The organism is Desulfoluna sp. HI9BLuna, from assembly GCF_056829775.1.
The window spans coordinates 3,701,017-3,713,331 of record NZ_CP186555.1; the positions used below are offsets into that span (position 1 = coordinate 3,701,017).

Annotated in this window: 11 protein-coding genes and 1 tRNA gene; 7 read left to right on the forward strand and 5 right to left on the reverse strand. The window is 61.0% G+C overall.

Features of this window, described 5'->3' with window-relative positions; translation table 11 throughout:
- Window positions 1-3: 3 nt before the first annotated feature.
- Together clpP and tig are read right to left on the reverse strand one after the other, a co-directional pair.
- On the reverse strand, window positions 4-618 hold the full coding sequence (gene clpP / locus ACOYW0_RS14975; RefSeq protein ID WP_482414649.1) for an ATP-dependent Clp endopeptidase proteolytic subunit ClpP: 615 nt from the start codon (window positions 616-618) through the stop codon (window positions 4-6).
- Window positions 619-678: 60 nt separating this feature from the next.
- A complete protein-coding gene (tig, locus tag ACOYW0_RS14980) occupies window positions 679-2,016 on the reverse strand; it encodes a trigger factor (RefSeq protein WP_482414650.1) in 1,338 nt (445 codons plus the stop codon).
- A gap of 428 nt (window positions 2,017-2,444) precedes the next feature.
- On the opposite strand from tig, the gene ACOYW0_RS14985 reads away from it, so the two are divergent.
- Window positions 2,445-3,134, forward strand: a complete 690-nt coding sequence (locus tag ACOYW0_RS14985; RefSeq protein WP_482414651.1) for an N-acetylmuramoyl-L-alanine amidase family protein — start codon at window positions 2,445-2,447, stop codon at window positions 3,132-3,134.
- A gap of 63 nt (window positions 3,135-3,197) precedes the next feature.
- Window positions 3,198-3,274 (forward strand) — tRNA-Pro (locus ACOYW0_RS14990).
- A gap of 75 nt (window positions 3,275-3,349) precedes the next feature.
- On the opposite strand, the gene ACOYW0_RS14995 is transcribed toward ACOYW0_RS14990, so the two are convergent.
- On the reverse strand, window positions 3,350-3,667 hold the full coding sequence (locus tag ACOYW0_RS14995) for an STAS domain-containing protein (RefSeq protein ID WP_180137228.1): 318 nt from the start codon (window positions 3,665-3,667) through the stop codon (window positions 3,350-3,352).
- A gap of 573 nt (window positions 3,668-4,240) precedes the next feature.
- Between ACOYW0_RS14995 and lnt the strand changes: the two genes are divergently transcribed.
- From lnt to ACOYW0_RS15020, 5 genes are all read left to right on the forward strand, one after another.
- Window positions 4,241-5,848 (forward strand): apolipoprotein N-acyltransferase, encoded by a 1,608-nt coding sequence (lnt, locus tag ACOYW0_RS15000; RefSeq protein WP_482414652.1) that lies wholly within the window; start codon window positions 4,241-4,243, stop codon window positions 5,846-5,848.
- A 192-nt stretch (window positions 5,849-6,040) separates the two neighbouring features.
- Window positions 6,041-7,142, forward strand: a protein-coding gene (gene prfB / locus ACOYW0_RS15005; protein WP_482414653.1) for a peptide chain release factor 2 whose coding sequence is annotated in 2 segments (ribosomal slippage) — window positions 6,041-6,097 and window positions 6,099-7,142 — 1,101 coding nt in all. Because the reading frame shifts where the segments join, the coding sequence is not laid out codon by codon here.
- A complete protein-coding gene (locus tag ACOYW0_RS15010; RefSeq protein WP_482414654.1) occupies window positions 7,139-7,687 on the forward strand; it encodes an HD domain-containing protein in 549 nt (182 codons plus the stop codon). Before prfB ends, ACOYW0_RS15010 begins: the two co-directional genes overlap by 4 nt.
- Before the next feature lie 58 nt (window positions 7,688-7,745).
- Window positions 7,746-8,735: a thiamine-phosphate kinase gene (gene thiL / locus ACOYW0_RS15015; RefSeq protein WP_482414655.1), complete on the forward strand. Its 990-nt coding sequence runs from the start codon at window positions 7,746-7,748 to the stop codon at window positions 8,733-8,735.
- A gap of 16 nt (window positions 8,736-8,751) precedes the next feature.
- Window positions 8,752-9,531 carry a TatD family hydrolase gene (locus tag ACOYW0_RS15020; RefSeq protein ID WP_482414656.1) on the forward strand — a complete coding sequence of 260 codons (780 nt, stop codon included), beginning with the start codon at window positions 8,752-8,754 and terminating at the stop codon, window positions 9,529-9,531.
- 366 nt (window positions 9,532-9,897) lie between these two features.
- Here the strand turns inward: ACOYW0_RS15020 and ACOYW0_RS15025 are convergent, their stop codons facing one another.
- Window positions 9,898-11,442, reverse strand: coding sequence for an amidohydrolase family protein (locus tag ACOYW0_RS15025; RefSeq protein WP_482414657.1), 1,545 nt, complete (start codon window positions 11,440-11,442; stop codon window positions 9,898-9,900).
- A gap of 67 nt (window positions 11,443-11,509) precedes the next feature.
- A complete protein-coding gene (locus ACOYW0_RS15030) occupies window positions 11,510-12,274 on the reverse strand; it encodes a hypothetical protein (RefSeq protein ID WP_482414658.1) in 765 nt (254 codons plus the stop codon).
- Window positions 12,275-12,315: the final 41 nt, after the last annotated feature.

Below are 12,315 nucleotides of genomic sequence, written 5' to 3' on the forward strand. Positions count from 1 at the left end.
GGATTACTCCTCCGATTTTACAAGGTTCGCCAGATCTTCCCTGTTCTTGACGACATGATCGATGAGGCCGTACTCCTTGGCTTCCAGGCCGGACATGAAGAAATCCCTGTCGGTATCCGCCTGAACTTTGTCGTAGGGCTGCCCTGTGTGGGTTACCAGGATGTTGTTGAGTTCTTCGCGCATGCGGAGAATCTCCCGGGCGTGGATTTCGATATCCGCCGCCTGGCCCTGGGCTCCACCCAATGGCTGGTGAATCATGATACGGGAGTTGGGAAGGCTGTATCGTTTTTTCTCGGCCCCTGCACACAGGAGCAGGGCCCCCATGCTGGCGGCCTGTCCGATACAGACGGTAGCAACCTCCGGTTTGATGTATTGCATGGTGTCGTAAATAGCCATACCGGCTGTTACGGACCCCCCCGGGGAGTTGACGTACAGGTAGATGTCTTTGTCAGGATCTTCCGATTCCAGGAAGAGTAGCTGCGCCACCAGCAGGTTGGCGACTTCATCGTTGATGGCGGTGCCTAAAATAACGATCCGGTCTTTGAGAAGTCGTGAATAGATGTCGTACGACCTTTCACCTCTGCTTGTCTGCTCAACTACCATGGGGATAAGTGGCACGAGTGTCTCCTCCTTGGTGAAAGGCTGCCCCAAAGGGCAGCCCTTGGTTTTAATTCGGCGTTACGCTTCGTCCGCTTCCGCGGCGTCTGCGTCTTCGAGCGTTGGTTCCACTTCGTCAACGTCGCTAATCTCAATAATAAGACGCACTGCCTTTTTTTCAAGCAGGGTAAGCTTCAAAACATCGATTTTGTCGGGGTTGGCCTGGTAAAAAGCGTGGATGGCGTCCACGGGCTGGCCCACCATGGCGGCCATATCGGCGTAACCTGCTTCGAGTTCTTCGTCGGTGAGTTCCATCTCTTCCTGCTGGACGATGGCGGCCAGGAGGAGGTGACGGCGAACCTGCTTGTCGGCCAGCTCACGGTACTGATCACGGAGCTCTTCGCGGCTCTTGCCAAGCTGCTCGATGCTCATGCCGTTCATCTGGAAGGCACGCTCGGCCTCGGCCAGAATGGCGTCGAGTTCGTACTCGATCATGATGTCGGGGACGTCAAACTCATGGCGCTCGATGAGGGTGGAGAAGATCTGCTCGTTGAGCTCCTGCTCCATTCTCTTTTCGTAGTTGGCGGTGAGGTTTTTAACGATCTCTTCCTTCAGGGCGTCAATGGAGTCGAAGGGACCCATGGTCTTGGCGAATTCGTCGGTGAGCTCGGGGAGCACCTCTTCCAGGATCTGGTTGAGCTTCACCTTGAAGGTGAGGGTGTTGCCCGCCAGGTTGGAGTTGACGTAGGTGTCGGCGTAGGTGATCTCGAACTCTTTTTCGTCACCGGCGTTCATGCCCACGAGCTGCTCATCGAACTGGTTGCTCATGGCCGCAGCACCGATTTTCATCTGCTGGTTTTCCACGAGGGGGGTGTTCTCGAAGGACTCGCCGTCCTTGAAACCCTCGTAGGTCAGCACGGCGTAGTCGCCGTCGGCTGCGGGACGGGCCTCGGCGATGGGCTCTCGCTTGGCGCCGTTGCGGCGAAGCATCTGGAGCTGGGCGTCGAGCTCTTCGTCGGTGGCCTTGTAAAGGGTCTTGGTGATTTTCATCTCTTTGAAGTTGATCTCGCCGAGTTCGGGGCGGAGTTCAACGGAGGCGGTGAACTTGAAATCAGCCGCAGGATCCAGCTCGGGGGCTTCCACCAGCTCGGGCTGGCCGATGATGCTGTACTCTTTGTCACGGATCGCTTCCATGAGAGCGGACTGGATCAGTTTGGAGACGACGTCGCCGTGGACATCATTTTTATACATGCGCTCCAGAACGGAACGGGGGGCCTTGCCGGGGCGAAAGCCTTTGACCTTGGCTGTTTTCTTCAGCTGGTTGTATGCTGCATCCAGTTCGCCGACAACGGTTTCATTCGGCACTTCGATATGCAGGGTCTTCTTGACGCTGCTGACGTCTTCTACAGTAAAATTCATTGTGATCCTTTCCACTTCGGCACCCTTTCGGCCTGCCTGGAACCAGGCGGTCGACATGCGCCTTGATTGCTGCTGACGTTACCCCACCCTTTGGTCGGCAAAAGGTGAATACCCGTAAGGGCCGCGCGAGGGTGCAGCCCTGTTTCATAATGTCATCATCTTCCGGTGCCTGCCGGGTTTCGGCATGGGGCTCGGGGGATGTTTTTTCCTGTTCAAATGCCGCTTTATCTTTTATAGTTTTCAGCGGCGTTGAACGCCTGAAAGGGCCTTGGAATCAAGATTTTGGGCGATTCTCGGGGGCCCTGGGTTAAATCTGTGTATTAAAGCCAAATTTTTCGGGCAATGTCAAATACTATTGGTGAAGGGCGTGATGAGAAGGGGCTTCGGGTTTCATCCTCCCCGCGCAGCGCCGCCGAAGGGGTGAAGGAATGCTCAAAAGTGGAAGGGGGCCGAAGGCCGTGGCCTTGGTTTCCGCCTGTGTCATGGTTCTGCTGTTTGCCGCAGCAGGTTATGGGGGGGAGAGGCCCGTGGTGGTCCTGGATCCCGGGCACGGCGGCGACGATGTCGGTGTGACCGGTTCCTACGGGTCCCGAGAGAAAGATGTGGCCCTGGCCCTGGCCCTCGAACTGAGGCGGCAGCTGGGACTCTCCTGTGATGTGCGCCTGACGCGGGAGTCGGACCGCGAGATGTCCGTCATGCGTCGGGTCGAACTTGCCAACAGCTTCCACGGTGACCTCTTGATTTCATTGCACGCAGGTGGGGGGCTCTCCCGTGATGCCAACCGCATCGCCCTTTTTGTTCAGCATGAACCCAAGGGCCGTGCGACAGATTCGGGCCGTGATAACGGATGGGGCGGAGGCCATCGGCCCCATATTCCGGAGAGCCAGGCACTGGCCACGCTGCTGGAGCGGCCCCTGGCCCTTCTTGACGGGTATGAAGGGGTGGATTACTCGGCGGTCCCCCTGGGAATAGCCAGGGGCGCCGGGATGCCGGTGGTGCTTCTGGAGGTTGGAAACCTCACCAATCCCCGTGAAGAGGGGCGGCTCGAGAGTCCCGAGCACCTCCGGCGGGTGGCAGCCGCCGTGGCTGCCGGGATCGACGCTTATCTCCTGCGCTGAGCAGGCGGCGGTATTAGCCCTTGCATGGTCCAGGCAACTGTGTTAGTTTCCCTGTCGTTTAATCGGGGCGTAGCGCAGCCTGGTAGCGCGCCTGCTTTGGGAGCAGGATGTCGCAGGTTCGAATCCTGCCGCCCCGACCAGATTTCTTGAAACCACCCCTTGAAAAAAGGGGTGGTTTTTTTATGGCCGAAATGAAGGCCGCCCCTGCCTTCGCCTCAGGGCGAATCCCCCGCCTTTTCAATGGTAAAGTGGCGATCCAGGCGCATGGTCGTGAAGAGCCCGTAGATGTCTTCGGCAATGTTGATCACCTTCAGGGTGGCGCCGTGCTGGTCCAGGGTGTTGTGGGTGGCGATAATGACCCCGATCCCCACGGAGTCCACCATCTCAACCCCATGCAGGTCGATGGTCAGTTCCTCCAGCTCTTCGGCAATCTCACCGTTTAATTCCGATCGAAACTCGCCGGCCATGGAGGCGACAATATCTCGTCCCGGGCGAATGGTCACGCGACGGTCATCTCGAATGATTTCACTCATGTTCCACCTTTTCGTCGTTAAAATAAGGATGGGGTTGTGGCGTCATTATGGTTGTTCGGGTTGTGGGCCGGGCATGCCCCGGCCTCTTGTCCGGCAATCCTGGCGGTGCTGCGCATGCCGCGTCACCTGTCGAAGGGGTGGGCTCGGGAAAGAAGGATGTCAGCGTGAAATGGCGGGGCTGTCTGGCCCGTTGGTCGACGTATCGGTTCCGCTGAGGGTAACGGTTTCACGGTTTATGATTCCTGGGGATTGGGACAGTGCCCTTACGGTGTGAGGCGTTTGTCAGGAATTAAGGCCGCAGCCTCCTCATCAAGGGTGCATATATGGCTATTTTTACCACACCGGTTGGGAAATCACAAATAAAAATATGGGCCCAACCGCTTGTCCTTATGAGGAATTCGTCGGCTGGCGCGGGCCGCGGGCCGTCGCAAAATCCATTGACACCCTGCCCGTGGCTGGTCAATAGTTGGCAGCTGAGGGCCGTTGGCAGGTCCGACCCCATGGAAACCGCAAGCACTGAATTCAGCCGGAGCCCACGGCTCCGCATCTCATCTCATGCGAGGAGACAAACAGGTGGTATCTTTAAGCGACATCGCCGTATGGCGGGGGGAGTCAAGTTCCCGGATCCGGTCGGAGCTGTTCTGGGCATGTGCCGGGGCCCTTCTTCTGACCTTTGCCTTTCCCGGCCCCGCCCTGGGGCTGCTGGCATGGGGGGCCCTTGTCCCCCTGATCGTGATTTCCCTGACCTCTGAACCCAAGCGCGCCCTGCGGGTGGGGTATCTCACCGGTGTCCTCCATTTTCTGGCCCTGCTGCGCTGGGTGGTGGGGACCATTCATCAATACGGTGGTATTCCCTGGATTGCGGGCATTGCCGCCCTTCTCCTGCTCTGCCTTTACCTTGGCGCCTACGTCGGGGCCTTTGCCTGGTGCCTTGCCCGCTGGCGACGGGGTACGCTTTATTCCCTGGTGCTGGCCCCTGTTCTCTGGGTTGCCCTGGAATACCTCCGCACCAAAGCCCTCACCGGGTTTCCCTGGGGGCTTCTGGGCTACACCCAGCAGGATGCCCTGGCCCTTATCCAGCTGACGGATGTCACCGGAGTGTACGGGCTTTCGTTCCTCGTGGTGCTGGTGAATACAGCCCTGGCCCTGTGCGTGGTGCACGGAATGGGACGAAACGGCGACGGACATTCCGGTTCGGCGTGGGGCGCACCCGTGCTGGCTGTGGCCCTGGCCGCTGCCTGTGTGGGCGGGGCCTTTGCCTACGGCACCCATCGCATGGCCGAGGTGGATGAAGCGCAAGGCAAGGCCAATACCCTGAAGGTTGCGGTGATTCAGGGAAATATCGATCAGGCGGTCAAGTGGGACGCAGCCTACCAGACCGCAACCATCAAGACCTATCAGACGCTTTCAACGGAAGCCCTGGCCAAAGAGCCCGACGTGATTGTTTGGCCCGAAACAGCCACACCTTTTTATTACCTGAATCCGGTGGACGGGCTCTTGACCCGCGAGGTGAACCGGGGGCTTGCCAAAGGAGATGCGGACTGGATCCTGGGAGCCCCTGCGGCGGAACGCGCAGGGCAGGGGTGGCGCTATTTTAACCGGGCCTATGCCGTCACCTCGGAAGGGGCGGTCATCGGCAGCTACGACAAGGTGCACCTCGTTCCCTTCGGGGAGTATATCCCGTTTCAGAACCTGCTTTTTTTCGTCAAGCGCCTGGTGGCCTCGGCCGGTAATTTCTCTGCCGGGACCAAGGGAGACACCATCAAGGGCTGGGACTGGCATGCCGGGATCCAGATCTGCTTTGAGTCCATCTTCCCGGAGCTCTCCGTGGCGTCGGTGCGGTCTGGGGCGGGGCTTCTCATCAACCTGACCAACGACGCCTGGTTCGGTCGGTCCGGGGCACCTTACCAGCATTTTCAGATGGCCCGTTTCCGGGCGGTGGAGACCCGAAGGGCCCTGGCCCGCAGCGCCAACACCGGCATCAGCGGGTTTGTGGACCCCGTGGGGCGTGTGAGCGGGGCCACGGGCCTGTATGAAGAGGCCTGGCGCGTGGCCTCCCTTCCGGTGATGACCCTGACCAGCCTGTATGTGCGGTACGGTGATTTTTTTGCATGGCTTTGTGTTGCCATGGCCCTTGCTTTCGGGCCGGTGGGCGGGGGCATCAGGCGGCGATTTCTGTGAAAGGCCAGGGGCTTTTCCGGGGGGCATGAAAAAACGGTTTCACTGTCTGGGGATCAATGGTAGATAGGGGAGTTGAGGCCGGGTGTGTACCGGCTGGTAACCCATTGCTCTGCCATCGCTGCCCCGTCCGGGGGGCGTTGCTGAGGGCGTGGGCAGACGAGTTTGACGGCAAGCCCTTTAAGGAGATAAAACATGTCAATTGAGTTGAAACAGGCATTTCGAGAGTTCAGTACTCGCCTGGGACAGCTGGGAGGTTGTCTTTGACCTGCCTGGCAAAGAGTTTCGACTAAAAGAACTTGAAGCCCAGGTGTCCCACAAGGACTTCTGGAACAATCCCGACGCCACCACCGCCGTTCTCAAGGAGCGGTCCTTCCTGACCACCCTTTTAGACAACTGGAACGAGCTTTCAAAGGACATCGAAGACGGTGAACTCCTGCTGGAACTCGCCATGGAAGAGGGCGACAAGGAGACCCTGGAAGAGGTGGCGCGCCATGCCGACGGGATTGATAAGCGACTGAAGAGCCTCTCTGTTGAGATGATGCTCGATGGAAAAGATGACGATCGAAACGCCATCGTTTCCATCAACCCCGGCGCAGGGGGCACCGACTCCCAGGATTGGGCCGAGATGCTGCTGCGCATGTACACCCGCTGGTGTGAGCATAAGGGGTTCAAGGTGACCATGGTGGACTACCAGCCCGGTGACGAAGCCGGGATCAAGGGTGCCACCTTTACGGTGACCGGGACCAACGCCTTCGGATACCTGAAGGTGGAGAGCGGTGTACACCGGCTGGTGCGGATCTCTCCCTTCAACGCCAACGGCAAGAGGCAAACCTCCTTTTCGTCGGTTTTCGTCTGTCCCGAAGTGGACAACGAGATCGTCATCGACGTTCAGGAGAAAGACCTGCGCGTGGATGTCTTCCGGGCCAGCGGTGCCGGCGGCCAGCACGTCAACAAGACGAGCAGCGCCGTGCGCATCACCCACATCCCCACGGGGATCGTGGTGCAGTGCCAGCAGGAATCCTCCCAGCATCGGAACCGCGAAATCGCCATGAGCGTGCTGCGTTCCCGCCTCTATCAGGTGGAGATGCAGAAGGTGGAGTCCGAGATGCAGGAGATGCACGACAACAAGGACGAGATCGCCTGGGGCAGCCAGATCCGTTCCTACGTGATGCATCCCTACCAGATGGTGAAAGACCATCGCACCGATGAAGAGAGCGGAAACATCAAGGCCGTCATGGACGGTGCCCTGGATCCCTTCATCGAAGCCGCCCTCATGGCGAGGCGCAAGCGATGAGCGTGGACGTCGACGCCATCTTGAAGGCCCACTACGGCAACGGGTCGGAAGCCCTTGAGGTGCTTTTGACCCACAGCCGCTGCGTGGCCCACAAGGCCCTGGCCGTGGCTCAGCGGGTGGCCCACCTGAACCCGGACCTGCGGTTTATCGAGGAGGCCTCCATGCTCCACGACATCGGCATGGTCCGCACCTGGGCGCCGGGCATCGGATGCCGGGGGGAGGCCCCCTATATCCGTCACGGCGTCATCGGTGCTGAAATGCTCCTGGAGGCGGGGCTTCCCCGCCATGCCCGGGTGTGCGAGCGCCATACCGGGGCCGGGCTCTCGGCCCGGGAGATCATGGACGCTGATCTGCCCCTGCCCCACCGGGACCTCCAGCCCGAAACCCTGGAAGAGAAGATCATCTGCTACGCCGATAAATTTTTTTCCAAAAACCCCGACACCCTGACCGTTGAAAAATCCATGGACAAGGTGCGACGCCTCATGGCCCGGTACGGCGACACCCAGCTTGAGCGATTCGAGGCCATGGCCAGCCTCTTCGGCTGAGTCCGCCGCCCGGCCCCGGACCCCTCCGGGTTTTGCACGGGCCGTCGCATCCAACCCCATGCGTACCCCACACACAAAGGCGCTTCCGTTGACTTCAGACCCCAAAGAATCCGGAGAATTCGGGCTCATCGATACCCTGGTGACGCGGCGGCCCCACAGGGCCAGTCTTTACCGTCCCTGCCGCGTGGCCGCAGGGGACGATGCCGCCCTTCTGGCCTGGCTTGCCCAGCCTGTGATCACCACCGACACCCAGCGGGAAGGGGTGCACTTCCGTCGCGACTGGCAGACCCCCTTTGAGATCGGCGCCAAGGCCGTTTCCGTCACCTTAAGCGATCTTGCTGCCTCCTTTGCCAGGCCCGTGGCCCTGTTCGTGAACCTGGGGCTTCCACCCACACTCCCCGGAACCGTGGCCGAGGAACTCTACGACGGCCTGGGTCATGCGCTGGAGCGTTACGGGTGCGACCTGGGCGGAGGCAACACCTCCCGGGCCTCCGAGCTCTCCCTGGATCTTTTTGCCGTGGGTGAGGGCCAGGGGCGCATGCCCCGTCGAACAGACGCCTGCCCCGGAGACCTGGTGTGCGTCACCGGCCCCCTGGGTCTGGCCCGGGCCGGGCTTCGGTGCCTGGAAACCCAGGAGACCCGTTATCCAGAGCTTGTGAAGGCCTTTAAAGAACCTGCGGCCCGGTTCGATGCGGCCGAGGTGCTGAGAAAACACCGGGTACGCTGCGCCATGGACATCAGCGACGGCCTTGCCGGAGACGCCGGGCACCTGGCCCGGGGATCCAAGGTGAGCCTGGTTTTTGATCTGAGGCCGGACATGGCCCACGGCGCCCTTACCGACTGGTGCGGAGCCACAGGGGAAGACCCTCTTACGTACATGGCCTCCGGGGGAGAAGAGTACGAGTTGCTTTTTGCCTGCAACCCGGATACCCTTGCGGCCATCGAAGCCGACTTACCCGGCGTGATGTGCGTGGGCCGCGTGACGGACCGGTCCGGCTCGCCCCTTTCGGGCCTTCCGGACGATGCATCCTCTTTTGAACACCGATGAGCAAAGCAACAGCGATATGCGTATTATAGACAGTCATTGTCACCTGGATGACAAGAGTTACCAGGATGACTTGAATGAGGTGGTGGCCCGGGCAGAGGCCGCCGACGTGGTCAGGGCCATGGTGGTGGGTGTTTCCGAAGCAAGCTCCCGGCGCTGCGCAGCCCTTGCCGACAATTCCGATTTTTTTTACGCCTCCGTGGGCATCCACCCCCACGACGCCGCCGATACCGACGAGGGCGTCCTGACCCGCCTGGCCGAACTGGCCAAGGGGGACAGGGTCAAGGCCTGGGGTGAGTGCGGCCTGGACTTCAACCGCATGTACTCCCCGAAAGACGTGCAGGAAAGGTGGTTTGTCCGTCAGCTTGAGGTGGCGCAATCCCTTGACCTTCCCCTGATCTTTCACGAACGGGACACCGAGGGCCGGTTCCTGGAGATGCTCTCCGCCCACCGGTTCGACGGTCTGCGCGGCGTGGTCCACTGCTTCAGCGGCTCCACCCAGGAGATGGAGGCCTATCTGGACATGGGGCTCCACATCGGCGTCACCGGCATCGTCACCATCCAGAAGCGGGGCGAGCACCTCCGGGAACAGGTCCTTGCCATCCCCCGGGAGCGCCTCCTCGTGGAGACCGACGCTCCCTACCTCACCCCCGCACCCCACAAAAACAAGGTGCGGCGAAACGAGCCCGCCTTTGTCCGCGAGGTGCTCTTCAAGCTGGCTGCGGTTCGCGGCGACGACGTGGAACTCCTTGCCGACACCGTCTGGAACAACACCACAGCCCTGTTTGATCTTTCGTAAGAAAGAAAAAGCGGCCTCCGGCGGCCAAGGGCTGATCCCTTGGATCCCTGGTTCGCGAATGCTCCCGGCCTTCGTTCCTCAGGCCATCGCATTCGCTGACGGGCCTTGCCCGTGAACCCAAGGGCACGCAGGTGCTTTTCCTTTGCTATAGAGAACACAAAAAAGCCCTGATGATTCTTGCAGATCATCAGGGCTTTTTGCGTGTTGTCGCGTGAATTCATCAACGTCGCACCCTGGGAGCCAGGGGATCATTTCCTGGCAGCCGGAGGCTGCTCTTTCCACCAACTGTAACCATGGAAGACAGTCCGGCTAAACCACCGGCAATATGCTTTCGAGGTGGCTCACCTCGCCGCCGGAGGCACGGTTTTAGGCTTTTTCGTACACGGTGCCGTTTTTAACGATGAGGGTGAGGTTGTTTAAGGCGGCGAGGTCCTGCAAGGGGTTTTCCGCCATGGTGATGAAGTCGGCGCGTTTGCCCGGCGCGAGGGTGCCGGCCTCGTTTTCCACGCCCAGGATGCGGGCGTTGTTTACGGTGGCGCAGGTGAGGGCCTCTGTGTTGCTAAAGCCCAGGCGGGCCATGCACTGGAGTTCGCGCACGATGGCGCCGTGGTAGTTCAGGGGGACCCCGGCGTCGGTGCCGCAGCCGATGCGGATGCCCGCCTCTTTCATGCGCATGAGGTTTTTCTGGCCGTGGGTGAGGATGGGAAAGAAGAGGTGGGGGTTGAAGGTGTACTCGCCCCGTGTGTAGAGCTCGGAAAAGGTGTGTTTTTGCATGGCGTCCAGCATGGCCAGGTTGTTTTCGTGGATGGCGGGCTCCACGTCGTCCTCGGTGACGGCGGTTAGGTAGGCCTCCCGGATGGGGGCTTCCAAAAGGGCCCGGCGGGAGAGGAGTCCCTTGGGAAGGGGCTCGGCAAGATCCAGCAGGGTGTAGAGGTTGGCCAGGATGGTGGTGGGCACCACGGAGACCTTGTTGTCGGCCATGGCCTTGAGGGTGGCCTCGTTCAGGGGCCCGTCCGAGACGGTGTGCTCCAGGGAGTGGATGGGGTGGGCAAGGGCGCGGTCCACGCCGAAGCGGCTCATGGCGTGGCCTGCCACGGGTTTTCCGGCGTCCCGGGCCAGGCGAAAGATGGTGGTGAGTTCAGGGTCGCTGTAGCGGTTGATAAAGGGCTTGCCCGCGATGAGGGAGGTGTTGTCCAGGGTGATCTTGACAAAGTCGGCGCTTCGGCAATTGGCCTCAAAGGCTGAGGCCAGCTCCCCCTCTTTGAAGGAGACGGTGGGTGCCCCGGTAAAGAGGCTGCCGAAGGCCGCGACCCAGGAGACATCGGACGGGGAGATGTCGGGGTGGCCCCCGTCCACGTTGAAGATGGCGTTGCAGGTGATCACATCCGGCCCGGCCAGTTGGCCTTTTTCCACCTGGCGGACCAGGGTGCCCAGCACCGGGGGCATGGCGCCCATGTCCCGAACGCGGGTGACCCCGGAGGCGAGCTGGTTCTCGAAATTTTTTCTGAGCTGTCGCCAGGTGGCCAGCCCCAGCAGGGGAGAGAAGCTTGCGGCCGAAGGCAGGGTCATGTGGCAGTGGGCGTCCATGAGGCCGGGCAGGAGGTACCCTCCCTGGAGGTCGATGTGCCGGGCGTCCAGGCCGGAACAGGGCGTGTCCGGCCCGGCCCAGGCAATGTGTCCGGATTCCACCAGCAGGGACCAGCCGGGGGTGATCCGTCCTTCGGGCAGGGAGAGAAGCTGTCCGTTGGTGAACAGGGTCCTGTGGGGCGGTGGTTCGCCTGGATGGGCAGGGGCGATGGCAGGCGTCTGCCCGGCGCACCCGCCTGCCGCCATGGAACCTGCCACGGCGGCAGAGGTTTTTTTCAGAAATTCCCTTCGCGACAAAGGGGGGATGGTGACGGGGGTGTCCATGGCTGCTCCCATGCATGGGGGGGAGGCAAAAATCCGACTGTTCGGTTCTCCTCCCGGTTCAGGCTGGTTACGGTGGGAACACCGAGGTGGCGCCATTGTATCCGTAGGCGATGGTGGTGGCCCGGGTGTGTTCGTCTTCGATGAGGATGGCGCCGCTGACCGGAACGGAGCTGTGGCTCAGGCTGCGCCCGCTGGAGGTGATGCCGGATATGGTGACGGTGTAGCTGTGGGAAAAGCAGCTGCGGGCCAGGATATAGGTACCGTCGTAGGCCTGGCGCTCGGCCTCCCCCACGCGGACCGTGGAACCGGCCAGGGCGCTTTCGGTGAGGCCCCGGGCCATGGCCAGAAGTTCAGGGGGCATGTCGTTGACAGGGCCGTCCCCCTCCCTGGTGCGGACCCGGATGATGCGTAGCTGCCCTGCGATGCGGTCGTATTCGTCCCGGGTATAGAAGAGGCTTCCCCACACCGGGTAATTCTCGAAGGTGACCTGGCTGTGGAGGGGCCGGGCCTCATTGGATGCGGAGATGCTTTCCGTCTCCAGGGTCACGGTGTTGCCGTCCACGGAGATGACCTTGGTGGTGGTCAGGGCGACATTTTTATCCCCGTCCAGGGTCTCCTGGAGAACCGTGATCCACTGGCCTTTTTTCAGGCCCATGCGGCGCTCCTTGGACCGTCCCAGCTTTCGGGCTTCGGGAAAGGCCATGGTGTCGGCCATGTCGTAGATTTTCTGGCGTTTGTGTTGCGGAATCTCGGGCATGAGGTTCATGAGGGTGGTGCAGGAGGCAAGGGCAAACAGAACCGGGACGAAAAAGGCAAGGATGCGCGTCTTCATGGCGGGGTTCCCCTTTGTTGGGTATGGCTGCGATGTGTTGA

Excerpts from the sequence above, each read along its gene's own strand:
- ACOYW0_RS15030 (WP_482414658.1), bottom strand. The coding sequence starts at position 12,274 with ATGAAGACGCGCATCCTTGCCTTTTTCGTCCCGGTTCTGTTTGCCCTT.
- ACOYW0_RS15020 (WP_482414656.1), top strand. The coding sequence starts at position 8,752 with ATGCGTATTATAGACAGTCATTGTCACCTGGATGACAAGAGTTACCAG.
- thiL (WP_482414655.1), top strand. The coding sequence starts at position 7,746 with ATGCGTACCCCACACACAAAGGCGCTTCCGTTGACTTCAGACCCCAAA.
- ACOYW0_RS15010 (WP_482414654.1), top strand. The coding sequence starts at position 7,139 with ATGAGCGTGGACGTCGACGCCATCTTGAAGGCCCACTACGGCAACGGG.
- ACOYW0_RS15025 (WP_482414657.1), bottom strand. The coding sequence starts at position 11,442 with ATGGACACCCCCGTCACCATCCCCCCTTTGTCGCGAAGGGAATTTCTG.
- tig (WP_482414650.1), bottom strand. The coding sequence starts at position 2,016 with ATGAATTTTACTGTAGAAGACGTCAGCAGCGTCAAGAAGACCCTGCAT.
- ACOYW0_RS14985 (WP_482414651.1), top strand. The coding sequence starts at position 2,445 with ATGCTCAAAAGTGGAAGGGGGCCGAAGGCCGTGGCCTTGGTTTCCGCC.
- ACOYW0_RS14995 (WP_180137228.1), bottom strand. The coding sequence starts at position 3,667 with ATGAGTGAAATCATTCGAGATGACCGTCGCGTGACCATTCGCCCGGGA.